The following is a 23666-nucleotide window of genomic DNA, read 5'->3' as shown; positions in this document are numbered from 1 at the left end:
ATTAGAACAAATGTATAGAAAAACGAAAAAGTTCATGAAATTTATCTCCGATCCATGATCTATTGGTTTATTTTTTGAATATTCATGTTATAATGACAAATTAAATAAGGTTAAAGAGAAAGGATCTTGTACATGAAACCGTTGCTCAAAGAAAACACGCTAATTCAAGTGAAAGACATCTTAAAAGCCCATCAAAATTTGAAGGATGTAGTGATTCATACACCACTTCAAAAAAATGAGCGACTTTCTGAACGATATGAATGTAATGTCTACTTAAAAAGAGAGGACCTGCAAGTTGTTCGTTCTTTTAAATTAAGAGGCGCTTTTAATAAAATGAGCCAGTTGCCAAAAGAAAAACTAGAAAACGGCATTGTTTGTGCCAGTGCAGGAAATCACGCACAAGGCGTTGCCTATTCTTGCAAATATTTAGGTATCCACGGGAAAATCTTTATGCCTGCTACCACACCAAGGCAAAAAGTATCTCAAGTGGAGCTTTTCGGAAAAGAATATGTTGACATTATCTTAACCGGAGATACCTTTGATGATTCGTATCATGAAGCAGTCAAATGCGGAGATAAGGAAAAGCGGGAATTTATCCATCCATTTGATGATTTAGATGTCATGGCAGGACAAGGAACAACTGCTGTAGAAATATTAAATGATATCGAAGTGGAGCCTCACTTTTTATTTGCAAGTGTTGGGGGCGGAGGTTTGTTATCTGGCGTTGGCACGTATATGAAAAATATCGCACCAGAAACAGAAATTATTGCAGTCGAGCCGCTTGGTGCCGCCTCACTTCATGCTTCCCACGAGAAAGGGGAGGTTGTCACACTTGATTCAATAGATAAGTTTGTAGATGGAGCAGCGGTTCAGCGGATTGGCGAAAAGACGTTTACGTCGCTTCAGTCTGTTGTCGATAAGATTAGTCTTGTACCAGAAGGAAAAGTATGTACAACCATTTTAGAGCTGTATAATCAATGTGCAATTGTAGCTGAGCCAGCGGGTGCGTTACCGATCGCGGCTTTAGATGCACATCGTGAGGAGATTAAAGGGAAAAATGTCGTTTGTATTGTCAGCGGAGGCAATAATGACATTGGCCGAATGCAAGAAATCAAAGAACGCTCCATGATTTATGAAGGACTCCAGCATTATTTCATCGTTAATTTTCCGCAAAGAGCAGGTGCTCTCAGGGAATTTTTAGATGAAGTGTTAGGGCCAAATGATGATATCTCACGCTTTGAATATACGAAAAAGAATAACCGAAGCAAAGGACCTGCGCTTGTTGGGATCGAATTGAAAGAAAGAGATGACTATGCAGCGCTGATTGACCGAATGAATAAAAAAGGCTTCCACTATGTTGAAGTGAATAAAGATCAAGATTTATTCCACCTATTTATTTAGGCTTAACAGATAATTGGAAAAGAGGATTGATCGTTTGTGCTGCTCAAAACAATATGTTTTAGACGGATGGATGGAGCTCAGATCAAGGTAACAGAAGTCCCTGTTTTAAAGGGAGATGAATCCTATGGTTTCATGCTCACCTTTAGACTTGAAGCTTTCTTGAAAAAAGTCTATGTATCTAAGGGAAAGAGGCATGTGTACTCTTTCAGGGAGGATGTGAAACGTAACGTCAAGTGGAGCACATATGAACAGATCTACCAAGAGCCTACACTAAAACACAATGCGTAAATTGGAATCTTTGCCAAAGAGAGTGAGCGGCCATTTTCAAATGGGGGCTACTCATCTTGGCAAGGATTTTTTACATGAAAAGAAGAAAATGTGACAATTTCAAAAACGTTCTGACAGTTGTTTTCAAGTGTGCACGAAATAAGGTAATATCATATGTAAAGACTAAGACAGCAAGGATGAGACGATAGTGAAACAAATTAAAATTGTAACAGATTCAACTGTGGACCTTCCGCAAGAAAAAATCAATGATCTTTCCATTCATGTCATTCCGCTCAATATCTCCATTTCTGGGGTTGATTATATTGACCGAGTGAACATACAACCAGATGAATTTATTGAAAAAATGGAGGCCGCTGATGAACTGCCGAAAACGTCTCAACCTGCGATCGGTCAATTCGTCGAATTATATGAAAAACTGACGGCAGATGGAAGCGAAGTCATTAGTATCCATTTAACTGGTGGGATGAGTGGTACGGTTCAAACTGCTGAAAGCGCTTCTAAAATGGTAGACGGAAATATCACTGTCATCGATTCGAATTTTATTTCCTATGGTTTAGGGTTTCAAGTCACCAAAGCAGCAGAGCTTGCAAAAAAAGGGGCAAGCCGTGATGACATCCTCAAAGAAATGGACAAAATTCGTCTTAAAACAAAGCTATTTGTCACAATCGATACATTAGAAAATCTCGTGAAAGGTGGACGAATTGGAAGAGGAAAGGCGCTGATCGGTTCACTTCTTCATATTAAACCAATTGCCAGCTTAACAGACGGCATATACACACCAGAAGCGAATGTGAGAAGTTACTCCGCTCTTGTCCGCTATTTGACAAAACAGTATGTACAGGCGGTGAAAGGGAAAACCGTTCAGGCAATTGGGATTGCACATGCAGACGCATTAGAACTTGCAGAAAAGCTTAAAGCAGCACTGCTTGATCACACACCTGATGCACTAGTTGACATCGCTTATACAACACCGATTATTTCCTGTCATACTGGTAAGGGCGCTATAGGCTTTACTTTTTATACCGATTGATTGAAAAGGGGATGTAATTGTCATGTATACAAAAAGGGGAGCCTTATTTGGTGCGCTTACGATTATAAGCGTGCTTCTTTTAGTCTCATGTTCAAATGGACAAATCAAGGATGCATTAAATTATCAAATCCAGCCGTTTGAGTATCAAAACCAGGATGGTCAAAAGGTGTCTCTCGACGATTTAAAGGGGAAAGTCTGGGTGGCAGATTTTATTTTCACAAGCTGTGAAACGATTTGCCCGCCGATGACCGCACATATGACAGAGCTACAAAAACGGTTAAAAGAAGAAAAATTGGATGCGCACATCATTTCATTTAGCGTCGATCCAGAGGTGGATTCACCGAAAAAGCTAAAGGAATTTGCAAAAGCATATCCATTATCCTTTAAAAATTGGGATTTTCTCACTGGTTACTCGCAGTCAGCGATTGAAAAATTTGCAATGAAAAGCTTTAAGACGATTGTGAAAAAACCTGAAGACGAAGACCAAGTGATACACCAATCTCTGTTTTTCCTCGTTGATCAAGAAGGAAAAGTGATGAAAAACTATGATGGTGTTCAAAATACGCCATATGATGAAATCATCAAGGACATCAAAACACTGAATCGAAGCTAGCATAAGGATGTTCAAATGAGCGAAAACATGATACACTTTTTTAATCAGAAAAAGGAGGGACATCATCGTTTGAAGGCTCGTTTGATTTTGATTGTGATGTCTCTAGCTTTTGTTCTTTCTGCATGTTCCGCACAAGAGGCTGGCATAAAGGATAAACTAGAAGACACACAAAACGTAAAAGAACATATTACGATCGCAGCGGTTGGAGATTCCTTAACAGAAGGAATCGGAGATCAAAATAAAAAAGGGTATGCCGGCATCACTCGTGACAAGATAGAAGCGGTGGACGGTGTACAGTCTGTTACATTAAAAAACTATGCCATTAAAGGCAGTAGAACGGTAGATTTATTAAAAAGATTAAAAGAAAAAAAAGTGCAGGATGGACTGAAAGACGCTGATTATATTTTCTTTACGATCGGCGGAAATGACTTAATGCATGTCGTCCGTCAAAATGTGCTCAACTTGACATTTGCTCCTTTTCAAAAAGAGCAAGGTCCTTTTGAAGAGCGTTTTAAGACCATTCTTGCTCAATTAAGAGAGCATAATGACCATGCAAAGATCATGTATGTCAGTATGTACAATCCTTTTAAGTTCAGCTTGTCTGAGCTGAGAGATATTGATGAGGTCGTCAAAGACTGGAATGCTGCTGCCGAAAAAGAACTAAAAAAAGACGGCAATGCTGATATGATCGATGTAGCAGATTTATTTGAAGATGATAAAGATGAAAAATTACTGGCAGATGATGATTTCCACCCAAACCAAAAGGGGTACTCTCTTATGGCAAATCGTTTATTCTCAGAAGTGAAAAAAGAAGGACTGCCGAAGGAATAGGGTGAAAAGATGAAAAAATGGAAGAGTTTATTTTTTATTTTACTGTCAATTAATCTATTGATTGTTCTTGTATGCGGTATTTTTATGCTGCTGCCGAGCGATCAATCCGCTTCGAAAAAAGAAGTGAACAGCGAGTATGCTTTTAACATTTCTAGTTCAAAAGAGTCGCTTACCAGCTTTGTCAATGATTATTTAAAAAACCAAGGATCAAGCGATATGCCCGATTTTCATGTTGCGATTGACCAAGATGTGAAAGTAACAGGTGCAATCAAAGCTTTTTCTTCAACGATTAATGCAAATGTATCATTTACACCATCTGTTGAAGATAATGGGGATGTTCTGCTGAAAGTAGATGACTTTTCAATTGGACAATTAAGCATCCCAATCAGTTTTGTTTTAAGCTACATGGGTCAATTCTATGAACTGCCTGATTTCGTTCATGTGAAACCAGACCAAAAAACAGTGGAAGTGCGCCTTTCAGAAATGCCGCTGACGAATGATATGTATGTCAAAGCGAACAAAATTGATCTTGAGAATGATGAAATTGAATTCTCATATTATCATCCAAAGCAATAGAACGTGTAAGTCAGGAGTGAAACTATGAAGCGAGTCTATCAATATTTTAGTTTACTGTCGCTCTTATTTGCTGCATACTTTGGCATGACAGCTGCCTCTCATTTAAAAGCAGAAAATATCGACCAGTTTTACTTAAATATCGCCTATTGTGCATTATTTTTAGGTACCATGATTCTTGCTTTTGATTTTCAAAAACAAGAAAAAGCTGAAGATGTCTCGTAAATAGCCTTTTCCATTTGGAAAGGCTATTTGTCTTCTTTTCAGCGGAATAGAAAACCTTTGCATTCTAGGAAGGACGAGTACTGGCGCAGAGTGAATGTGACATTCGTGAGCACCGGCACGCAGGACTGACACCGAATGCGAGGCTTTGTCTACACGCTGAGAGCCTTTTCCATTTGGAAAGGCTCTTTTTACATTTGGTGAGACAAGACGACTTTTGCCATTAGCTCTGGCTCTCCGTTTGCAAATCCATGAAGTAAAATAAGATAGGCCCGCTTTGTTTGCAGGTGAACTTTCGGAATATCTAGCAGTACACTTTGAGTACCGGCAGCTTTTAATTCAAAGTGATACTTATTCGGAGAGAAGTGGTGGGTTTGGGTGCCGTTTACATATCCGAGCTCCTTTGATAAGATGCCTTGATTCCGTTCATATATATCAATGAAAGGGAGGTCTGGTGACAGCTGGATAAACGTGAGTGCTGATAGCTCATCTTGCTTAATCAGCGAGTCTTGCTTTTCTGTGAGCAGCGCAAAGCCGGTACGAGCTCCTGTGATACATAGCGTGTAAGTCTCGTTTCCATTAATCATCATACGAGAAGAAAGAATTCTTTCTTTTGTAGCCAGCTTAAATACTTCTATCTCATAAACACCCTCATCCCATTCCATATAAGCAGACAGCTGACCGTATGGCAGCTTTTTTTGGATTGGCTGCTGATTTACAAATACAGCAAGCTCACTTAAATCCGGTGCAGCGTGAAATAATCGAATAACAGCTTTGGAAATGGTGTTTCTCGGATGGTATGGGGGAAAGGTAGCTAATGGACGATATAGAAATTGATTCATCTCGTAGAGCTGCTGCACGTCTTTATCCCTTCTTTCTCTGCAATGTGTTTTTTGTAGCGTATGCAAGAAAGGGACGATCTGTATAGGCAAAAGAAACATAGAAAAAAGCCTGACAAAAAGTGTCAGGCTCTCGTATTAAGAAGGAGATGAATATTGATGATATTCAGCCAACTTAATGAACGTTTTTTCATCCTCAATTAATCCGCAAACGCCGCACTGGACTTTGATTTTCGGTCCTTGATAGTTCATGTGAAAAGGAGAAAGCTGATCTCCTTCATATGTTTCGACAATAGCTCCAGTTGCTGGATCAAGTTTCACAGGTTCTGAATGCTGCTCGATGAGGTTAAAACGCGTTCTGTTGGTTTTGCAGTTCGGACAAAGATATGGACTTGTCATGGTTCATTCCACCTTTTTATCCGTAGCATGTCCTCCACGCTAAATTCTATGCTTAATCCTTTTGACTTTTATCCAGCTTTTTAAATAATTTGATCATCGTTTTCAGTTCTTCATCATCAAATGATTCAAATCGTTCCATGAAGTATTCTGTTTTCTTTTTCTCAAAATGCTCAGTAATTTCCTTACCCTTATCGGTTAAGTGGATTTTGATGATGCGTCGATCCTCTTTTGAACGGATACGAGTGATCCAGCCTTTTTCTACAAGCGTGTCGGTTACAGCTGTAATATGGCTTGCTGATACACCGAGAATTGAGGCGAATTCCGTTACTTTTTTTGCGCCTTGTTCACGCAGCAGATTTAAAATGAGAAATTCATTCCGAGATAATTCGTTTTCAAGCAAGCTGTTAATTTCATAACGTATTTGCTTAAATACGGTTCTCAGTAAAGTATCCATTTCATACATCATTTGTTTTCTTTGTTCCAATCATTAAACCCCCATTATATTTTAAGATACGACAGAATGCTTTCATTTGTTTTTAGGTATACAAGTCGTATCATTTTCATTATTTTTTATCATGTTATAATATGATGATACCATTTTTTAAATGAAGGGGGCACTAATATGTCTGAAAAACAAGAATTAGCCACATTTGCTGGAGGCTGTTTCTGGTGTATGGTTAAACCTTTTGATGAACAGCCAGGCATTATCAAAGTTGAATCAGGGTATACTGGCGGACATACAGTGAATCCAACCTATGAAGAAGTATGTACAAATACGACAGGCCATAGAGAAGCCGTTCAAATTACCTTTGATCCAGATGTTTTTCCGTATGAGAAGCTATTAGAACTATATTGGCAGCAAATAGACCCAACAGATGATGGAGGACAATTTGGTGATAGAGGAGAGTCCTACCGTACAGGGATTTATGTCCACAATGAAAAACAAAGGCAACTTGCAGAAACATCAAAAGAGCAGCTGAGCCAAAGCGGAATTTTCCAAAAGCCAATCGTGACAGAAATTTTAGAGGCTGGTCCTTTTTATCCTGCTGAGGAATATCATCAGCATTATTATAAAAAGAACAAAATGCACTACGAACGATACCATGTCGGTTCGGGCAGAGCAGGTTTTATTCAATCTCATTGGAGTGATAAATAATGGCTAACGAAAAAGAGCAGCGCATCAAAGAATTAAACCGAATGCAGTACGAAGTGACGCAAAATAATGGCACTGAGCCGCCATTTCAAAATGAATTTTGGGATCATAAGGAAGAGGGCATTTATGTAGATATCATTTCAGGCAAGCCATTGTTTTCTTCTTTAGATAAATTTGATGCCCATTGCGGCTGGCCAAGTTTTACAAAGCCGATTGAAGATCAAGAGGTAGAAGAGAAAGTAGATACGAGCCATGGCATGGTGCGGACTGAAGTTCGCAGCAAGACGGCCGACTCTCACCTTGGTCATGTATTCCCTGACGGCCCAGGGCCAAACGGCCTTCGATATTGTATTAATTCTGCCGCTTTAAAGTTTATCCCGAAGGATGATCTTGAAAAAGAAGGCTATGGTCATTTGAAACACATCTTTCAATAATTGATTTTAAAAATCGTCACATGGAAGTCAGCTGCTTCCGTGTGACGATTTTTTTATTTTTTATGGTGGGTATGATGTAATTGTTCAATGATGTGAAACAGCTTCTCTTTTGTAATGAGCGGTGCTTCGTTTGATGTGTAATGGGTCAAATGAACTTTTTGAAAATGAGGGTGAAGATGTGGTCTTGGTAAAATGGCATAAAATTGTTCATGTTCAAACAGTGCATCTGCCTCGTGAGGGAATGTGAGCTCCTCGTGAAGTTTTTCTCCAGGTCTTTTTCCGACAACGAGAATATCAGGAGAAGGAACATTGATCAGATCGGCATATTCATGAAATGCTTTCAATAGATCAGCCAGCTGTAATGACTCCATCTTGAGAATGAATGTTTCGCCGCCTTTCATCATGATAGCTGCTTCAAGCGTGAGAGATACAGCTTCTTCGATAGACATAAAAAAGCGTGTCATCTTAGGATCAGTTACAGTTAGAGGTTGTTCATTTAACAACTGTTGAAGCATGATGGGGATGACGGAACCCCTTGATCCAAGCACATTGCCAAACCGGACAGAGCAAAACCTCGTTTTCTGATTTGAAATACTTTCATTCGCTTGAAAAAACAATTTTTCTGAAATTAATTTTGTAGCTCCCATGGCATTTGTCGGAGAAACCGCTTTGTCGGTTGAAATGTTGACAACATGACTAACTTCATGTTCAAGTGCTGCTTCAATGACATGCTGTCCGCCGATGATGTTGGTTTGGACAGCTTCAAACGGATTATCTTCGCAGGTGGGTACTTGTTTGAGTGCAGCTGCATGGAAGATGATATCTACCCCTTTGGCAAGCTGCCTGACGCGGCTGGCATCCCTCACATCTCCAAGTGCAAATACAACCTCTGGATTTGCCGCATATTCATTTTTCATCATGTATTGTTTACTGTCATCTTTACTGAAGACAATGACCTTTTTAGGAGAGCAGGCTGTTAATTTTTTCACAATCTGCCGGCCAATCGAACCCGTACCGCCTGTGACCAAGATGATTTTGTCACGAAAAAAGGTCTTCAAACTCGTTTCTATTTGTTTGGACATATCTAATCCCCCAACTCTCATTTCTCTACTTTGCATCATATGTGAAAGAGTGGAAGACGTTTGAGGAAAAGAACCACTTCATGCATAAATTAGGTGAACCAATTATAACCATCTGCTTGACGACTTAATAGAATATGTAGAGATAGAAGATTAAGTAGAATAGCGAGGCACCTGAAGAACTTCAGTACGGTGATCAGTTCAGCTCTCAGAATTTATTCTCTGATACTGAGCTGCGCGAGGGGAGAAGATCATACATGTATAGGGGAAATCGTATTTTAGCTATGATACCAGCTTTTAGCAGCAAGCAGGAACATCATGCTGAACACATTCGCGTATTGGCGGAGCGGCCGCTGATCTATTGGACCATTCAGCCATTATTACAAATGATTGAATTAGATGAAGTCATCGTATCTTCAGAGGATGTGAATACTCAAATCATTTCATCTCACTACGGAGCAAATGTGATTGAACTGCCAAGCACACATGTGACGGAACAAACACCTTCTTTAGTAGCTGTGAAGCATGCACTTGCTTATTTAGAACGAGAGGGAAAGACGTTTGATATTGTTTTGTATTTGCATCCATCATCACCACTAAGGCAGACGGCAGATATTGAGAACTGCTTACAGCTTCTAGTAGAGGGTGGATATGATTGTGCGGCTTCTTTTACAGAGGCGTTAGAAAATCCAAATGAAACTTGGACACTTCATGACACCAATGAAGCCAGCCTGTATAAGGACAATCATTATTTTTTTGTACCAACTCAGGAGCACCCTTATACGTATGGACGTTTAAATGGAGCTGTCTATGCGTTTCATGTTCCATATGCAAAAGAATGCATTCATTCCTTTTTAGAAGGATCTGTTGGTGCATATATGATGGATCATGCGCAATCGCTTGTTGTGAAAAGTGAGGAAGATCGGAAAAAGGCAGAGAAGAATTTATTGGCTCGGCAAGATGCAGAAGGAACGGCATAAGATGATGGCAATTAGAAAAAGCGCCCGGTCATAGGGCGCTTTTGACTATTTCATAAAGTCTGTAAGGCAGCGTATCAAATGTGTTCCAGCGAACGACTTGCTCGTAATTGTTCTCTGCAACCGATTGTCTTTGTTGAGGGTTTGTTACATAGTGCTCGACCTGCTTAATCAAATCGTTTTCATGTGTGTAAAAAGCGAAGCTTGAAAATGCCTGTGACGGTTGTAGATCTGTCAACTGAAAGCCTCCGCTTGCAGCGATATCAAATGCTCTGTTGTTGAGGCTCATATTTTGAACATTGGCTTTGTTTTGATTATAGGCAAATTGCGCGGGCCTGTGCGGATTCAGAACAATGGCTGATGTTTGATAGATGTTTGCCATCTGCTCGGGACTCAGCCAGTGGGTCATCAGTGAGAGATCACGATATCGTCTGCGTGATTTATTCAACACGCGATGCCACTCTTTTCCTGCTACGAGAATGCGCCATTTGTTTTGATGTAAGAGTGTATTGATGGCTTTGATGCGGTTTGGATAAGGGTAGCCAATGAGTGCAATGTCATAGATGCACGACTCATGTGGTGATTTTTTTTTCTGAAATACGTGTGTATTGGTTGGAATGGGAAAGTAGTGCGTGTGATCAGCGCCCAGTTGTTTGTAAAATGACAAAGCACCTTCGTCAATCGTTAAGATCAGCTGTGCATCACTTACACATGCAGCTGACACATCTATATAAAAAGGGTCTTCTGTCATCCACAGTACAACGGGGATCTTTTCTTGTTTGAATTGATGAAGCAGTTCTGTTGGAATATGATCACCGATCATCATGAAAACAAAATCCGGAGAAAATGTCCGGATTTTGTGCATATGAGCGGGTAGAGTTTCCCTTTCCACCTTGACGCATGAAAAGGGGGAATCAATCAAGCTATCTTCTATCCATTGATCGAACATCCGATAGATTCCACCGTAGCCAGAGCTGATATAAAGAAGCTTCATGATGGCCCTCTCACATTAAGATGTGAACGTAACACTTTCTACTTTATCTACATCTAATAGAGTCGTTGCAGAGCCCGTAGGTGTCACAGAGCTTTCTTGTGTGACGAAAACAACACCTGTTGAAGCATCGAATGATACGAATTGAACGGGTCCGATTAAGTCACCTGAGTCCATGACAATGCTAATGACTGTTCCAGGTGCAAGTCTTGCGAAAATCCATCTTGCTGGTTGAGATACGTCGAGTGTTGTAGCAGAATCTGAAGGTGATGCTTCAGCAGCTACCTCACTAAATAAATCGTTCAATTTTTCTTCCACTTGAACTCCTCCTTCTTCGAGATTAACTGTTAACGCATGACTAAGCGGTTTGAAAAACAGCTTTAATAGCTCTTTTTTTAATTCGGCACGCTTTTCGCTCATGTTTTCCCCATCCTTTCTTCATCCATTCAAACACACCACTATGTATATGCCGTTCTCTTTTTTTGGTATAAGCAGAATGCTCATTCCTTGCTCTTTTTTTCATTTAATGACTTCACACATTTTTGAAAAATGTTTTCAAATGCTGATGCTAAATGAAGTGATCCTCATACTCTAGTAAAGATCAAACGAGAAGAAAGAGGGAATCTGAATGGAATTTGAACAACTATTAAATGGCTGGAACGAAGAATTACTAGAAACAGAAGGAATACTTGAAGTTGTGTTGATAATACTTCTTCTTCATCTTTTAGAGGAAAGTGAGGAAGGGAATGCGTCAGAGATTAAAGAATTGCTGCGCCCGTGGCTTGAGCTCGGCATTCCGCTGCCGCGTGTTCATTTAGTCAATGGAGATGTGCTGCAAAACGTGGTTGTCGTACAATTGTTTGACTCAGTAGCAGTCTTTAAAAATGCGACAAATCAGCTAAGAGTAAGTGTTCCTTATGTGAACATTGTCAGCTGGGGGGCTTTTTAATCTATTTAAAAAAGGATAATGGTCATGAAAGTATCAGTGATATTAACAAGCTACAACAAACCTGATTTCATTGAACGTGTGCTAAAGAGTGTGGTAGAACAAACGTATCAGCATTGGGAGCTTTTGATCATGGATGATGGCTCTGAACAAGAAACGATCCAAAAGATGCAGCCTTATTTAGTGGATAAGCGTATTCAATTGTATTCTCATCAAATTCATCCTGCAAACCGGCTGAAGACTGTACGTTATGCAACGCTAATTAATGAAGCATTAACACGTATAACAGGTGAGCTGGTTTGTTATGTAACTGATGATACAGTCTACAGAAAAGATCGTTTAGAGAAAATGGTCGAGGTTTTTCAATCGAAGCCTCACATAGATATCGTCTATTCCTCGCAGCGTGTCGTGCATGTGAATCAGCATTTGGTGGAAACGGCGAGCTTCGTTCGAGAAGCAGATCAAGTGTTGGAGCATGCATCCTTTCAAGTCGACCATTGCTCTGTTATGCATAGAAGCCGGCTGCTTTCGCTTATTCATGAAAAATACGGACAATACTGGGCCGACGAACCAAAACATTGGCATCATGCTGACTCTGTGTTTTGGATGAGACTAAATCGTTTTGCTGCGTTCTTTCCATTACAAGAAGTACTTGATACCACATTTAAAACGCCACAATCATTCCATCATATGTTTGCGAGTATGCCCTACGATTTAATTGACGGAGCTGTGATTGAAAGAGAAGGCGCTTATTATCAAATCGCTAGCGGATTTCTTCATCGCATTGACAGGCGCTGGGTGAATGAAAAGAACAGGCGTGCAATTCGTGTTCCTTCCTTATGTACGATGAAATATGAAATGAACGAGCCGCTGACAGTCCCGAATTATACAGTCGTTACCGCAGATAACGGCAGAACATTTTATTATATTGAACATCAGACAAAAAGACGGTTTGCTTCAAGACGTGATGTGCAATATTTTCAGTTTCATCAAAAGGAGATATACACGGTCACAAAACAGCAGCTGGAGACGTTTAAGGATGGCAAGATCATTCAAGTATCTCCTATATTCAGCCCGCCAAATAGACGGCTGTTTAAATGGAAACAAGATGTCTATTTATTTGTGCATGATACCTTTTGCCGAATTGTCCCTGAGGTAGTGAAAATATTTGCGTTTTACCATCAGCCAATCAAACTACAACCTTCTCAATTTACATTTTTTCAAGAAGGAAAGCCAATTGTGCCGCTGTATATGGAGTCTCTTCAGGAATTTGACTTGTCTCTTTATCAAACGTCAGGGCGAAAGCACTCCTCCTAAGAGGGGTGCTTTTTTTAGAATTGACGAAAAAAGCAGGAGATCGACAGGAAAAAGCGAAACGTGAAAAGGATAGGGGAAACACGTTGAATATCATCAAGCCGCTGAAAATTGGGCAATACAGTGCCGAATTTTCGGCATAGAAAGTGAGGGGGAAATAGTGGGGAAGGTTGTCGAAAGAGCGGATTGGTTTGAATTAATTTTAGAAGCCATCGATGAAGCGATTCACGTTGTAGACGATCAAGGGGTCACCATCTTTTATAATCATAATGCAGCGAAGTTCGACTGTTTAGCGAAAGAAGAGGTGATTAGCAAGTACATACTGGATGTGTATCCTTCATTAACTGAAAAGACAAGTACACTCATGCATGTACTTAGAACAGGAAAACCCATTTATCATTCGTTGCAAACCTATTTGAATAAAAATGGAGAAAAAATTGAGACCGTCAACACCACACTGCCCATTATGGAAGGCAGCAAGTTAATTGGGGCGGTAGAAGTAGCGAAGGATGTGTCGAAGCTGTCGGCACTTTCGAATCGTTTAGATCAAAAAAAACGAACGGATGGTGCCGCGGAGACCACTCAAATGCTCGATTTTTCTTCATTTTTAACAAATGATCCACACTTAAAAGAGATGCTGGAGAAAGCGGAAAAAGCTGCTGCATATCCTTCATCGGTTATGGTCTTCGGGGAAACTGGGACAGGAAAAGAGGTACTCGTACAAGCGATTGTTCATGCATCTGATCGGAAAGATCAAGTCTTTATCCCGCAAAACTGCGCTGCTCTTCCAGAATCGCTGCTTGAAAGTCTTTTATTCGGGTCTGTCAAAGGAAGTTATACGGGCGCAATAGATCGCAAGGGGTTGTTTGAGTTAGCAGATGGCGGTACGCTTTTTCTTGATGAGTTGCAAGCGATGCCGCTTACGCTTCAAACAAAATTACTGCGTGTGTTAGAGGATGGTGTTGTCCGCCGGATAGGTGATGCAAAGGCGGTTCAAGTAAATGTCAGAGTGATTACTGCTCTCAATATCGACCCATTTGAAGCCGTTAAAAAACAAATGTTAAGAGAAGACTTATTTTATAGACTGCATGTGTCATCATTTCATATCCCGCCGCTTCGCACAAGGAAGCATGATATCCAGCTGTTATCCCGCCACTTTATTCAAATGTATCATCAGCAATTTTCTAAAAACGTCAACCGCCTTTCTGAAGAAACCGTCCAAGTATTTATGGCCCATCAGTGGCCAGGGAATGTCAGAGAATTAAAACATACGATCGAGCATGCCGTCTTGATGATGCCAAAGGAAGCAGAAGAAATCACCCCAGCATATCTCCCTGCCCATTTGCGGACGCATCAGATAGAAAGTTATCCGCCAGAGTCCTCATTAAAAAGTCAAGTGATGTCATTTGAACAAACGCTGATTCAAGAAGCCTTAAGACAGCACGCAGGGAATATTAAGCAAACGGCAGCCGCTTTAAAAATTCCTCGACAAACATTGCAGTATAAACTAAAAAAATATACAGATGCCGAAAAGTAGGCACTTCAAACAGGTGAATGTGACGGAAAAGCTCCTTTTGTAAAGAATAGGGGCATTTTCCCATGTTGGCACATAACTTGCATAGTATAAAGTGAATGCTGATAGGGGGAATGGATATGAATCAAAAACTGTATCAACCTGCGCGACATTGGAAGGACATTGAACTTTGGAAGGACGTACCCGAGGAAAAGTGGAACGACTGGATTTGGCAGCTGACGCATACGGTCAAAACGCTTGAAGATTTAGAAAAAGTCGTGAACTTAACAGAAGAGGAAAAAGAAGGGGTGAAGATTTCCACGAAAACCATTCCACTCAACATAACACCCTACTATGCCTCACTGATGAATCCAGACGATCCAAGATGTCCAATTCGTATGCAGTCTGTACCGATTGCAGAGGAGCTTCATAAAACAAAATATGACCTCGAAGATCCGCTCCATGAAGATGAGGATTCACCTGTTCCAGGTTTAACGCACCGCTACCCAGATCGTGTGCTGTTTCTTGTCACAAATCAGTGCTCCATGTACTGCCGCTATTGTACGAGAAGGCGCTTTTCCGGTCAGATCGGGATGGGCGTGCCGAAAAAGCAATTAGATGCCGCCATTGGATATATTAGAGAAACCCCTGAAGTGCGGGATGTGTTAATTTCAGGCGGTGACGGGCTGTTAATTAATGATCAAGTGCTTGAATACATTTTGAAAAACTTACGAGACATTCCTCACGTTGAAATCATTCGAATTGGAACACGTGCACCGGTCGTGTTTCCGCAGCGAATTACAGATGAATTGTGTGAGATTTTAAAAAAATATCATCCGGTTTGGCTGAACACTCACTTTAATACAAGCATTGAAATCACAAAAGAAGCGAAAGAAGCGTGTGAGCGACTTGTCAATGCTGGCGTGCCTGTTGGTAATCAGGCGGTGATCCTAGCAGGGATTAACGACAGTGTTCCAATTATGAAGAAGCTGATGCATGATCTCGTCATGATTCGCGTCAGACCTTATTATATTTATCAATGTGATTTATCTGAGGGGATCGGCCACTTTAGAACACCTGTTTCAAAAGGCCTTGAAATCATTGAAGGCTTAAGAGGACATACGAGTGGTTATGCTGTGCCAAGCTTTGTTGTAGATGCACCAGGCGGAGGAGGTAAGATCACCTTACAGCCAAATTATTTATTATCTCAAAGCCCAGAGAAAGTGGTCCTGCGTAACTTTGAAGGTGTGATCACCTCTTATCCAGAGCCGGAACATTACGTCGCAGGCCAAGCAGATGCGTATTTTAATGAAATCTATGAAGAAAAGAAAGAACCCGCCATTGGCATAACAGCACTATTTGAGGATGAAGCAAGATCCTTTACGCCTGAAAATTTAAGCCGAATGAAACGAAGAGAGTCTTATGAAACGAATCCTGAACATGATACGCTCAAAAACAAACGCGAAAAACGAGATGAATTAAAAGAGAAGAAATATCAAGCCCAGCTCAAAAAAGAACAAACCGTAAAGGAGGAGAAATAACGTTGCTGACATGTGATTGGTGTGAGGAGAAGAAAGCGAACGCAGGACAGACCACAGTCTATTGGGAACTCATCACGGGCACACAATCGATTGAGATTTTGGAAACGCCTTCGATTTCTTGCACGCATTGCGGGATGACGTATCAGAAGGATGAGACAGTAAAAGAGATAGAAGATCAATTAATTTTAGTCGATCAAACAAAACTTCCAGAAAAAATCTCATATGAAGAATTAATGAGCATGGAGCGGTTATTAAAGCGTAATTACTTTGATTTTTCTTCATAAGTTGTACCTCCGCCTATACAAGTCATCAAATTCCTGTATAATATAACAACAAAATAGAGTGTCGCGGAGGGAAAAACAGGTGAAGTCGTTTTACCATTATTTAATGAAGTACAGACATCCAAAACCGAAGGATGAAATTAGTCATTTTGCAAATGCTGCTTATGAAGATCACAGCTTTCCTAAAGCATCCACTGATTATCATGAGCTATGTGCCTATTTAGAGTTAAATGGGGACTATTTAAGCTCCATGACGACATTTGATGAGGCTTTTGAGCAATACGAAGTAGAAGTCAAAAAAAAATAACACACACAACCGCTTGTTCCGTATGGAAGAAGCGGTTTTTTCATGAAGAAATAAAATGGCGTTTTGCATGGTGTGGTTGCCCATGCAGAATTCCTTGCGCCGGCATACGATACGTTAAGACCAAAAGTCGGGCAAGGGGGAGACAGAATGAAGGCGAAAGCACCAAAATATAAAGTAGGGGATATTGTCGTCGTTGTCATGTACGGCACAGTTGGAACGATAACAAAAGTCCATCAAATTGACCAACATTATCTATATGAGGTCAATCATAATGAGGTGCTTTATTTTGAAACATCACTTCAGCTTTACGATGAGTACGACGGGGTGATTGTAGATACAGAAAAGCTGGACATTGAATATGAGTTCCTCATTGGCGATGTTGTATATGTAAAGGATTACGGGAAAGAGCTATTTAAAATCATTGGCCATCGGACTGAGATATGGCGCTACCTTGAAGATGGCTGGGAAGATGTCATTTATGAACTGACAAGGTTAAAAGACGGAGAATGGCTGGAAACAGAAGAAGAAGACTTGACGCTTGTCCTAAGAAAATATGAGATGGATCAGTTTGTTCATCAACTTCTTTTTGTGCATTACGTTGGAGAAACCTCAAAAGAAATAGAGGAAGATATGGTGCAAACCGCTCTATTACAGTTAGAAGAGAAACAAGAAAGCGAAGCATCACTAGAATTTCTCGCTGTATCTATAGTGGATGAGCTTCTTGATATTTACAATGATTATAAAATTCTCTATGAATTTTTCAAAGACCCAGAATATAAGGATATGATGGACTTTATTTTGGAAAGTTTAAACGAACATTTTGGTTAAAAGAAGACTTGTCCTAACACGAATAAAAAGTAAGGAACACAGAAAAAAGCAATCACATAAAACCATCCCCTCAAGATACGGCCCATCACCTGATCAAAAGTATGTCCATCTAAAATGCTTAACCATTTCATTGCCTCATGCCCCTTTTCTTTTCGTTTACTGCATTTATATGTATGGAATGAGCCATTATGACAAACTGTAATAAAAATAAGGCAGCGTTCATACATCATAAAAAAGGAGGCGGAAAGCAATGAAAGAAGCAGATTTGGTGATTGATACAGAGGAAATTGCAGAATTCTTCTACACGGAGCTGGTCAAAAGAGGGTACATACCATCTGAGCTGGAAACGTTTGAGCTTGCCGATATTACATTTGAATATATGCTGAGGAAAGCAATGATAGTTGAAGAAGAGGCGCAGTAGGCACTATACTTTGAAGAGATTCTGAGTAGAAAGGGAGGGGAATTGTTTCGCGTGTATGTCATCATTTTTTTCCTTTTGTTTGGCGCCATCGCAGCGCTTATGGTGTCTGGCATGTTCCAGGAGTTGGACAACCAGATCATCTTATCGTTTGAAAACATCAGACTTCCTTTTTTAAATGATGTCATGCTGACTTTGACTGACTTTGGTATCAGTGCGCTGCTTGTCCCAATCATGCTCATCTTTAGCGTGGTGCTGTTTATGTATAAACGCTACCACTCTATTATGCTGCTTTTTCTACTATATATAGCAGAAAAAACGGTCAATCATGAACTGAAAGGACTGTTTGCTAGAGAGCGTCCAGCCTTTGATCATCTAGTGAATGAGACCTATTATAGCTTTCCGAGCGGTCATTCTATGAATGCGGCAACGATCTATCCATTTATCGCCTATCTATTAATTGAAATGATTCCATGGCTGAAAAAGAGACAAAAAGCAGTCTACATGGTGACAGGGTGTTGTGTGCTGATGATCGGCATCAGCAGGATGTATATCGGTGTTCATTATGTCACTGATGTAGCAGGGGGCTTTGCGATAGGACTAGCTTTATTTCTCATATGTAAAAAGATTGACGAAAAATTGTCCGTCATTCGACAAAAATAGAAGAAGGAAATTCATAGATCCCAGCCAATTTTATATAAAAGGGGAGGGATTTGAATGCAATTGACGTTGAGATTTTTTCAAAAGAAACCTTCAGCTTATCACTTAACCATTTATCAAACACCTGAATATGGTGCAGAAAGCGGGCATCAACCTGTATACCGGACAAAGATTGGCGGCAGGACACACCTTGATGTACTAGAAAAAGCATTCTCGACATTTAATGTACAAGATACAGTCCCTAATGATTACAATGCACGGTTTATCACAACAGGAGATATCGTTGTGATTGATGACCAGAAAAAAGGGAAGTGCTACTACCAGCTCTTTCCGGCAGGATGGAAACGCAGTGAACGCCTAATGACGATGAGTTAAATATAAACGACGATGCCAGCTTTACTTTCAGCTGGTATTTTCTTTTTTGATCTCAATCGTTTATAATAAATGGGACTAAACACATGTTAAACGTAAGTGGAGGCTAAAAAATGAGTGTACATATTGGAGCAGAAAAAGGACAAATTGCAGAAACGGTATTGCTGCCAGGCGATCCGCTTCGTGCGAAATATATTGCAGATACATATTTAGAAGATGTTGTGTGCTATAACGAAGTGCGCGGCATGTATGGTTATACTGGAACATATAAAGGAAAACGCATTTCTGTACAAGGTACTGGAATGGGCGTACCGTCTATTTCGATCTATGTGAATGAGCTGATCCAAAGCTATGATGTTCAAAACTTAATCCGTGTTGGTTCTTGCGGAGCGATCAAAAAAGATGTCAATGTACGTGACGTCATTTTAGCTCAAACATCATCAACAGATTCTCAAATGAACCGTGTGGCATTTGGACCGATTGATTACGCACCATGTGCTGATTTTGGTTTACTGAAAAAAGCCTACGACACAGCAGAAGCGAAAAATGTAGCTGTGCGTGTTGGGAATGTATTTACAGCAGACCAATTTTATAATGAAAAACCACTTGAGCTGATGGACCAATATGGAATTCTAGCGATCGAAATGGAGACAACGGCTCTTTATACGCTTGCTGCAAAATTTGGCAGAAAAGCGTTGTCGATTCTGACAGTGAGTGATCATGTGCTAACAGGAGAAGAAACAACTGCTGAAGAGCGTCAAACGACATTTGACGAAATGATCTTAATTGCACTAGATTCTGTTTTATAATAGTATAAAGGGTGTGCTACGATGTAGCGCATCTTTATTTTTTTAGTAGAGCAAAAGGAAGGTATGTCATGAAGAAAAGCTATAAAATACTCTCAATCGCATCGATTCTTGGTTTGACGGCCGCATTATCAGGCTGCCAGTTGCTGGATCAGAAAAGCGGTACCACTGAATCTAACAAAACAAACGAACAAAAGAACGCAGCAAGTTCATCACCCCAGCAAAACTCAAACGATACGGCAGATTCATCTAATCAAGAGCTGACGTTAAAGAGTGAATATTTCAATGACATCAAGGTAGTGAGCGGACTGAAGACCATTCAAAACCCTGAAAATGTGCTTGCTTTAGTGAACAAAGAATATGCACTGCCAGGAACCTATAAACCTTCTGATCTCGTTGTACCAAAAGTGGAATTCTCTTTTTCAGAGGATATTGAAAAACGATATATTCGAAAAGAAGCAGCGGAGGCACTTGCGAAGTTATTCAAAGGTGCTAAAAAGGAAAACTTTGAGCTTGCTGCAGTATCGGGCTATCGTTCCTATGACCGTCAAAAAGTCATTTTTGATAGTGAAGTGAAACTAAAAGGGAAAGAAAAAGCCCAAGAAGCCGTAGCCTTACCAGGCGAAAGTGAACATCAAACAGGTCTAGCTATGGATATTTCCTCAAAAAGTGCCGGCTTTGAAATCTCTGAAAAATTTGGTGAAACACCTGATGGTAAATGGGTAGCCAAAAATGCTTACAAATATGGCTTTATCATCCGTTATCCAAAAGGGAAAGAAGACATCACGAAATATGAATATGAGCCGTGGCACCTGCGCTATGTAGGGAAAGAAGCTGCAAAAGCGATGCATGATCATGATTTAACATTCGAAGAATACATGAACAAAGTGAAGAAAATATAAACAAATAAAAGGCCTCCCGAAGCTGGGAGGCCTTCTTTTATACGCCGTTTTAAAAAAAGAACAAACCTGCTAAAGCGAAGCCGGTAATAAAACCGAGACCGATGCCATAAGCTGCACCCCAGCCATAATAACCTCCGTAATATCCATAACCAAAGCCCCCGCGGGACCCGCCGACTGGACGAATATAAACTTTGCGGTTTGTCACCCGCTCAATACGTCCAACATGTACTCTGCCATTTCGATCAGTAATTCTAGCTACTTTCCCCATATGCTGCTGACAAAGTTTGTAGTAGCGCTCCATGTTTTTCCTCCTTATGACAAACTCTTTTCACTCTTATCCTATGCGAAAGACTTCATAGAGTTTGGACAAAACATATAGGAGATTCGCTCATTTTATACTGTACATTCAAATACAAGGTGACTCAGATGTTCTCGGTGTGTTTGAATCAGGTCATAGTGTGTCTGTAATGTATCATAAAGAGAAGGTGGTATTTCATCTGATAATTCCATTTCGGTCGGCTCCTCCTGCACCATGTGCTCATCGAATGAGAGAATCTGAATGTCACGGAATCCTGCGGACGCTAACTGTTTTTTCCATTCAGAAAATGAAAAGAGGGAGTGAAACCCATAAAACTCCCGAATGGCTGCCTGTTCTTTTGAGGGAAGCGGCACTTTTAACACAGCCTCATTTGCGATCAATTGTTTTCCAGGAGCAAGCACCCGTTTTATCTCAGCAAGCGCAGCAGGTAAATGGGTGAAACTTAAAACAGATTCACTGATCAGTAGAGAGAACGAGTCATCTGCAAATGGTAGGTGTTCGATCGATGCTTGCTGTGCACGGAAAGGTAGTTGTTCCCGCTCGAATCGCAGATTGGCTTTTTCAATCATCAAAGAATGTGTATCAATCGCCTCTACTTCATAACCTAAATGTCCTAAATAGGCGGCTGTTTGTCCTGTGCCGCATCCAACATCCAGTATACGATCGTCAGACGTCAAGTTAAGATGCTCAATCATCGTTTTTGTTAGCTCAATTCCACCAGGATGGGCACCTGATACCCCAAAATAAGCAAGCATTTCTACATAGTCACTCATGGAATCCCTTCTTTCTTTATCATGTTTCTCTCTAAAGATTATGCATTGCAGGGCGAAATGGCTTATCTTTTCAAATAGAAGTTTGATCCTTTGGTTGACGGATGAAGAATCGTCCTTGATAATAATGAAAGGAGATAAAGGTGGTGTTTTTTTGAAAAAACAATTCAAGTTCGTGATAGCCATTCTGGTGACAGCAGCGCTTTCCTCAGTGATTACATTTGTGATCACAAAACAAGGTGCTGTCAGCGTTTCAGGAGATGAGAAGTTTAGTAAACTCATGGCTGCATATACGAAGGTAAAAAACGAGTATTACGAAAAAACGGATGATCAAAAACTAGTAGACGGTGCGATTCAAGGCATGATTGCATCACTTGATGATCCATACTCTACATATATGGATCAGGAGGAAGCCGAAGGGTTTAACAACACCATTTCATCTTCATTTGAAGGAATTGGTGCACAAGTAGAAGAGAAGGATGGACAAATTTTAATTGTCGCACCGATTAAAGGCTCTCCTGCTGAAAAAGCTGGTTTGAAACCTCATGATCGTATTTTAAAAGTGGATAGTAAAAGTACAAAAGGTATGTCAGTGAATAAAGCCGTTTCTCTTATCAGAGGGAAAAAAGGAACGGATGTCAAACTGCATTTGAACCGACAAGGTGTTGGAAATGTGGATGTCACGATCACAAGAGATACGATTCCACTTGAAACGGTGTATGCAAAACTAACAAAAGATAAAATAGGCGAAATCCAAATCACTTCTTTTGCTGAAACCACGTCTAAAGAGTTGGATAAAGCGATTGATGACCTCGAGAAAAAAGGGGCAAAAGGTTTTGTCATTGATCTGAGAGATAATCCAGGCGGCATTATGACAGAAGCAATTGAAATGAGCAATGACTTTATCGATAAAGGAAAAGTCATTATGCAGGTTGAGGAAAAAGGAAAGAAACAAGTGTACAAAGCGGAAAAAGAACGCAAAGTTCATCAGCCGACAGTTGTTCTTATAAACGGCGGTTCAGCGAGTGCTGCTGAAATCATGGCGGGAGCTCTGCACCAATCCTCCAGCATTCAACTTGTTGGAGAAAAGACATTTGGTAAAGGGACTGTTCAGAATGCCCAAAGCTACAATGATGGTTCTAGTGTGAAATTAACCATTGCCAAGTGGCTGACACCAGACGGGTCTTGGATTCACAAAAAAGGAATTGAGCCACAGGTGAAAGCATCTCTGCCGAGTTATGCGAAGCTGCCATACTTAAGTCCGAAAAAGACGTATCAACTGAATGATGATGGAGATGAAGTCAAAGCGGCTCAAAAAATGTTCCAAGCGCTTGGCTACAAAGCAAAAGCCAATGGAGAATATGATCAAGCATTCCAGTCGGTCGTGAAAAGGTTCCAATCAGATCACGATCTAAAGGCTGATGGTATTCTGACAGGGGACACAACGACGGTACTGATGACAAACATCCAAGATAAGCTCAAGAAAAATGATACGCAAATGAAAAAAGCCATTGAAGTGTTGAAAAAAGAAATGAAATAAAAAAACAGTCTCATTAGAGGACTGGTTTCGAACTGTAGATTAACCCCACCTTTACTTTAAGTAAAGTGGGGTTTTTATATTTTTTAAAGTATTTTACGTTGGATATGGTTCTTCCCTTGTATTCATGGCAGTGAAAGTAAGCATTGCATGCACTGAAACCTTTTTGGGATAAGGTAAGAATTTCTTCTTTTTTGCGCCATGTAACACTTGCTAAGTGTGAATATTTGTACGAAAAAAGCTGTGACAAATAATTTATCTTGACAAAATAATTAAATTATGATATAATTTACTTTTATATTTTTTGAGTATATAATAGGGT

General features: G+C 40.2%; 32 protein-coding genes. 23 read left to right on the top strand and 9 right to left on the bottom strand.

What is annotated here, in order from left to right; translation table 11 throughout:
* The first annotated feature begins 132 nt into the window (after window positions 1-132).
* From ilvA to ypmT, 7 genes are all read left to right on the top strand, one after another.
* Window positions 133-1401 (top strand): threonine ammonia-lyase IlvA, encoded by a 1269-nt coding sequence (gene ilvA, locus AC0VYC_RS09920; protein ID WP_008346398.1) that lies wholly within the window; start codon window positions 133-135, stop codon window positions 1399-1401.
* Between the two features lie 36 nt (window positions 1402-1437).
* Entirely contained in the window at window positions 1438-1689 is a 252-nt protein-coding gene (locus tag AC0VYC_RS09915) for a YpmP family protein (RefSeq protein ID WP_008346400.1), read from the top strand.
* Between the two features lie 187 nt (window positions 1690-1876).
* Window positions 1877-2719, top strand: coding sequence for a DegV family protein (locus AC0VYC_RS09910; RefSeq protein WP_039963954.1), 843 nt, complete (start codon window positions 1877-1879; stop codon window positions 2717-2719).
* Between the two features lie 22 nt (window positions 2720-2741).
* A complete protein-coding gene (locus AC0VYC_RS09905) occupies window positions 2742-3332 on the top strand; it encodes a cytochrome c oxidase assembly protein (protein ID WP_007500791.1) in 591 nt (196 codons plus the stop codon).
* Between the two features lie 69 nt (window positions 3333-3401).
* On the top strand, window positions 3402-4163 hold the full coding sequence (locus AC0VYC_RS09900) for an SGNH/GDSL hydrolase family protein (RefSeq protein WP_017359696.1): 762 nt from the start codon (window positions 3402-3404) through the stop codon (window positions 4161-4163).
* 9 nt (window positions 4164-4172) lie between these two features.
* Window positions 4173-4739, top strand: a complete 567-nt coding sequence (locus AC0VYC_RS09895; protein WP_024718556.1) for a YpmS family protein — start codon at window positions 4173-4175, stop codon at window positions 4737-4739.
* 24 nt (window positions 4740-4763) lie between these two features.
* A complete protein-coding gene (gene ypmT / locus AC0VYC_RS09890) occupies window positions 4764-4961 on the top strand; it encodes a protein YpmT (protein ID WP_008346409.1) in 198 nt (65 codons plus the stop codon).
* Window positions 4962-5149: 188 nt separating this feature from the next.
* Here ypmT and AC0VYC_RS09885 read toward each other — a convergent pair whose 3' ends face one another.
* From AC0VYC_RS09885 to AC0VYC_RS09875, 3 genes are all read right to left on the bottom strand, one after another.
* Window positions 5150-5818, bottom strand: a complete 669-nt coding sequence (locus tag AC0VYC_RS09885) for a DUF4397 domain-containing protein (RefSeq protein ID WP_475388365.1) — start codon at window positions 5816-5818, stop codon at window positions 5150-5152.
* A 117-nt stretch (window positions 5819-5935) separates the two neighbouring features.
* The gene (locus tag AC0VYC_RS09880) at window positions 5936-6196 is read right to left on the bottom strand and encodes a hypothetical protein (protein ID WP_008346413.1); all 261 of its coding nucleotides are present in this window, start codon (window positions 6194-6196) and stop codon (window positions 5936-5938) included.
* A gap of 52 nt (window positions 6197-6248) precedes the next feature.
* On the bottom strand, window positions 6249-6680 hold the full coding sequence (locus tag AC0VYC_RS09875) for a MarR family transcriptional regulator (protein ID WP_007500780.1): 432 nt from the start codon (window positions 6678-6680) through the stop codon (window positions 6249-6251).
* Window positions 6681-6818: 138 nt separating this feature from the next.
* Between AC0VYC_RS09875 and msrA the strand changes: the two genes are divergently transcribed.
* Window positions 6819-7352, top strand: a complete 534-nt coding sequence (gene msrA / locus AC0VYC_RS09870) for a peptide-methionine (S)-S-oxide reductase MsrA (RefSeq protein ID WP_017367464.1) — start codon at window positions 6819-6821, stop codon at window positions 7350-7352.
* Complete coding sequence (gene msrB, locus AC0VYC_RS09865; protein ID WP_007500777.1) at window positions 7352-7783, top strand: peptide-methionine (R)-S-oxide reductase MsrB; 432 nt, start codon at window positions 7352-7354, stop codon at window positions 7781-7783. Before msrA ends, msrB begins: the two co-directional genes overlap by 1 nt.
* A gap of 53 nt (window positions 7784-7836) precedes the next feature.
* On the opposite strand, the gene AC0VYC_RS09860 is transcribed toward msrB, so the two are convergent.
* Window positions 7837-8865 carry an SDR family NAD(P)-dependent oxidoreductase gene (locus tag AC0VYC_RS09860; protein WP_475388362.1) on the bottom strand — a complete coding sequence of 343 codons (1029 nt, stop codon included), beginning with the start codon at window positions 8863-8865 and terminating at the stop codon, window positions 7837-7839.
* A 254-nt stretch (window positions 8866-9119) separates the two neighbouring features.
* Between AC0VYC_RS09860 and AC0VYC_RS09855 the strand changes: the two genes are divergently transcribed.
* Window positions 9120-9842 (top strand): acylneuraminate cytidylyltransferase family protein, encoded by a 723-nt coding sequence (locus tag AC0VYC_RS09855; RefSeq protein ID WP_138278649.1) that lies wholly within the window; start codon window positions 9120-9122, stop codon window positions 9840-9842.
* Window positions 9843-9870: 28 nt separating this feature from the next.
* Here AC0VYC_RS09855 and AC0VYC_RS09850 read toward each other — a convergent pair whose 3' ends face one another.
* Complete coding sequence (locus AC0VYC_RS09850) at window positions 9871-10665, bottom strand: CgeB family protein (protein WP_234925056.1); 795 nt, start codon at window positions 10663-10665, stop codon at window positions 9871-9873.
* Between the two features lie 183 nt (window positions 10666-10848).
* Window positions 10849-11250, bottom strand: coding sequence for a hypothetical protein (locus AC0VYC_RS09845; RefSeq protein ID WP_007500770.1), 402 nt, complete (start codon window positions 11248-11250; stop codon window positions 10849-10851).
* A gap of 208 nt (window positions 11251-11458) precedes the next feature.
* On the opposite strand from AC0VYC_RS09845, the gene cgeC reads away from it, so the two are divergent.
* The 7 genes from cgeC to AC0VYC_RS09810 all read left to right on the top strand — a co-directional run bounded on the left by cgeC (window position 11459) and on the right by AC0VYC_RS09810 (window position 17560).
* Window positions 11459-11779 carry a spore maturation protein CgeC gene (gene cgeC / locus AC0VYC_RS09840; protein WP_050827307.1) on the top strand — a complete coding sequence of 107 codons (321 nt, stop codon included), beginning with the start codon at window positions 11459-11461 and terminating at the stop codon, window positions 11777-11779.
* 18 nt (window positions 11780-11797) lie between these two features.
* Window positions 11798-13093: a glycosyltransferase family 2 protein gene (locus AC0VYC_RS09835; protein WP_475388358.1), complete on the top strand. Its 1296-nt coding sequence runs from the start codon at window positions 11798-11800 to the stop codon at window positions 13091-13093.
* Between the two features lie 157 nt (window positions 13094-13250).
* A complete protein-coding gene (locus AC0VYC_RS09830) occupies window positions 13251-14627 on the top strand; it encodes a sigma-54 interaction domain-containing protein (protein WP_203143358.1) in 1377 nt (458 codons plus the stop codon).
* Between the two features lie 116 nt (window positions 14628-14743).
* The gene (kamA, locus tag AC0VYC_RS09825) at window positions 14744-16144 is read left to right on the top strand and encodes a lysine 2,3-aminomutase (RefSeq protein ID WP_008346434.1); all 1401 of its coding nucleotides are present in this window, start codon (window positions 14744-14746) and stop codon (window positions 16142-16144) included.
* Between the two features lie 2 nt (window positions 16145-16146).
* A complete protein-coding gene (locus AC0VYC_RS09820; protein WP_024718564.1) occupies window positions 16147-16428 on the top strand; it encodes a YokU family protein in 282 nt (93 codons plus the stop codon).
* Window positions 16429-16507: 79 nt separating this feature from the next.
* On the top strand, window positions 16508-16732 hold the full coding sequence (locus AC0VYC_RS09815; RefSeq protein ID WP_003215834.1) for a YozE family protein: 225 nt from the start codon (window positions 16508-16510) through the stop codon (window positions 16730-16732).
* A gap of 147 nt (window positions 16733-16879) precedes the next feature.
* On the top strand, window positions 16880-17560 hold the full coding sequence (locus AC0VYC_RS09810) for a hypothetical protein (protein WP_008346441.1): 681 nt from the start codon (window positions 16880-16882) through the stop codon (window positions 17558-17560).
* On the opposite strand, the gene AC0VYC_RS09805 is transcribed toward AC0VYC_RS09810, so the two are convergent.
* Window positions 17557-17691: a hypothetical protein gene (locus tag AC0VYC_RS09805; protein WP_017359686.1), complete on the bottom strand. Its 135-nt coding sequence runs from the start codon at window positions 17689-17691 to the stop codon at window positions 17557-17559. The genes AC0VYC_RS09810 and AC0VYC_RS09805 overlap by 4 nt on opposite strands.
* Window positions 17692-17810: 119 nt before the next feature.
* Here AC0VYC_RS09805 and AC0VYC_RS09800 point away from each other — a divergent pair, with 119 nt between their 5' ends.
* From AC0VYC_RS09800 to AC0VYC_RS09780, 5 genes are all read left to right on the top strand, one after another.
* Complete coding sequence (locus AC0VYC_RS09800; protein WP_440147506.1) at window positions 17811-17981, top strand: YozD family protein; 171 nt, start codon at window positions 17811-17813, stop codon at window positions 17979-17981.
* A 51-nt stretch (window positions 17982-18032) separates the two neighbouring features.
* Complete coding sequence (locus AC0VYC_RS09795; protein ID WP_159159730.1) at window positions 18033-18641, top strand: phosphatase PAP2 family protein; 609 nt, start codon at window positions 18033-18035, stop codon at window positions 18639-18641.
* Window positions 18642-18695: 54 nt separating this feature from the next.
* A complete protein-coding gene (locus AC0VYC_RS09790; RefSeq protein ID WP_007500756.1) occupies window positions 18696-19013 on the top strand; it encodes a YodL domain-containing protein in 318 nt (105 codons plus the stop codon).
* A gap of 110 nt (window positions 19014-19123) precedes the next feature.
* Window positions 19124-19819 (top strand): purine-nucleoside phosphorylase, encoded by a 696-nt coding sequence (gene deoD / locus AC0VYC_RS09785; protein ID WP_007500754.1) that lies wholly within the window; start codon window positions 19124-19126, stop codon window positions 19817-19819.
* Between the two features lie 68 nt (window positions 19820-19887).
* The gene (locus tag AC0VYC_RS09780; RefSeq protein ID WP_017367458.1) at window positions 19888-20718 is read left to right on the top strand and encodes a M15 family metallopeptidase; all 831 of its coding nucleotides are present in this window, start codon (window positions 19888-19890) and stop codon (window positions 20716-20718) included.
* A 49-nt stretch (window positions 20719-20767) separates the two neighbouring features.
* Here the strand turns inward: AC0VYC_RS09780 and AC0VYC_RS09775 are convergent, their stop codons facing one another.
* Entirely contained in the window at window positions 20768-21019 is a 252-nt protein-coding gene (locus tag AC0VYC_RS09775; protein WP_047946638.1) for a hypothetical protein, read from the bottom strand.
* A 92-nt stretch (window positions 21020-21111) separates the two neighbouring features.
* Window positions 21112-21810: a class I SAM-dependent methyltransferase gene (locus AC0VYC_RS09770; RefSeq protein WP_251211168.1), complete on the bottom strand. Its 699-nt coding sequence runs from the start codon at window positions 21808-21810 to the stop codon at window positions 21112-21114.
* Between the two features lie 151 nt (window positions 21811-21961).
* On the opposite strand from AC0VYC_RS09770, the gene AC0VYC_RS09765 reads away from it, so the two are divergent.
* The gene (locus AC0VYC_RS09765; protein ID WP_039165529.1) at window positions 21962-23347 is read left to right on the top strand and encodes a S41 family peptidase; all 1386 of its coding nucleotides are present in this window, start codon (window positions 21962-21964) and stop codon (window positions 23345-23347) included.
* The last annotated feature ends 319 nt before the right edge of the window (window positions 23348-23666 follow it).

The sequence above is a fragment of the Bacillus sp. iso_77 genome, from assembly GCF_056173625.1.
Note: the sequence above shows the minus strand (reverse complement) of the source record. Positions and strands in the feature narration are given on the sequence as shown.

Bases quoted from the DNA above. Each gene is read 5' to 3' on its own strand.
- ilvA (WP_008346398.1), top strand. From the start codon at position 133: ATGAAACCGTTGCTCAAAGAAAACACGCTAATTCAAGTGAAAGACATC.
- AC0VYC_RS09905 (WP_007500791.1), top strand. From the start codon at position 2,742: ATGTATACAAAAAGGGGAGCCTTATTTGGTGCGCTTACGATTATAAGC.
- AC0VYC_RS09895 (WP_024718556.1), top strand. From the start codon at position 4,173: ATGAAAAAATGGAAGAGTTTATTTTTTATTTTACTGTCAATTAATCTA.
- ypmT (WP_008346409.1), top strand. From the start codon at position 4,764: ATGAAGCGAGTCTATCAATATTTTAGTTTACTGTCGCTCTTATTTGCT.
- AC0VYC_RS09880 (WP_008346413.1), bottom strand. From the start codon at position 6,196: ATGACAAGTCCATATCTTTGTCCGAACTGCAAAACCAACAGAACGCGT.
- msrA (WP_017367464.1), top strand. From the start codon at position 6,819: ATGTCTGAAAAACAAGAATTAGCCACATTTGCTGGAGGCTGTTTCTGG.
- msrB (WP_007500777.1), top strand. From the start codon at position 7,352: ATGGCTAACGAAAAAGAGCAGCGCATCAAAGAATTAAACCGAATGCAG.
- AC0VYC_RS09860 (WP_475388362.1), bottom strand. From the start codon at position 8,865: ATGTCCAAACAAATAGAAACGAGTTTGAAGACCTTTTTTCGTGACAAA.
- AC0VYC_RS09855 (WP_138278649.1), top strand. From the start codon at position 9,120: ATGTATAGGGGAAATCGTATTTTAGCTATGATACCAGCTTTTAGCAGC.
- AC0VYC_RS09850 (WP_234925056.1), bottom strand. From the start codon at position 10,665: ATGATGATCGGTGATCATATTCCAACAGAACTGCTTCATCAATTCAAA.
- AC0VYC_RS09845 (WP_007500770.1), bottom strand. From the start codon at position 11,250: ATGAGCGAAAAGCGTGCCGAATTAAAAAAAGAGCTATTAAAGCTGTTT.
- cgeC (WP_050827307.1), top strand. From the start codon at position 11,459: ATGGAATTTGAACAACTATTAAATGGCTGGAACGAAGAATTACTAGAA.
- AC0VYC_RS09835 (WP_475388358.1), top strand. From the start codon at position 11,798: ATGGTCATGAAAGTATCAGTGATATTAACAAGCTACAACAAACCTGAT.
- kamA (WP_008346434.1), top strand. From the start codon at position 14,744: ATGAATCAAAAACTGTATCAACCTGCGCGACATTGGAAGGACATTGAA.
- AC0VYC_RS09810 (WP_008346441.1), top strand. From the start codon at position 16,880: ATGAAGGCGAAAGCACCAAAATATAAAGTAGGGGATATTGTCGTCGTT.
- AC0VYC_RS09805 (WP_017359686.1), bottom strand. From the start codon at position 17,691: ATGAAATGGTTAAGCATTTTAGATGGACATACTTTTGATCAGGTGATG.
- AC0VYC_RS09800 (WP_440147506.1), top strand. From the start codon at position 17,811: ATGAAAGAAGCAGATTTGGTGATTGATACAGAGGAAATTGCAGAATTC.
- AC0VYC_RS09790 (WP_007500756.1), top strand. From the start codon at position 18,696: ATGCAATTGACGTTGAGATTTTTTCAAAAGAAACCTTCAGCTTATCAC.
- deoD (WP_007500754.1), top strand. From the start codon at position 19,124: ATGAGTGTACATATTGGAGCAGAAAAAGGACAAATTGCAGAAACGGTA.
- AC0VYC_RS09780 (WP_017367458.1), top strand. From the start codon at position 19,888: ATGAAGAAAAGCTATAAAATACTCTCAATCGCATCGATTCTTGGTTTG.
- AC0VYC_RS09775 (WP_047946638.1), bottom strand. From the start codon at position 21,019: ATGGAGCGCTACTACAAACTTTGTCAGCAGCATATGGGGAAAGTAGCT.
- AC0VYC_RS09770 (WP_251211168.1), bottom strand. From the start codon at position 21,810: ATGAGTGACTATGTAGAAATGCTTGCTTATTTTGGGGTATCAGGTGCC.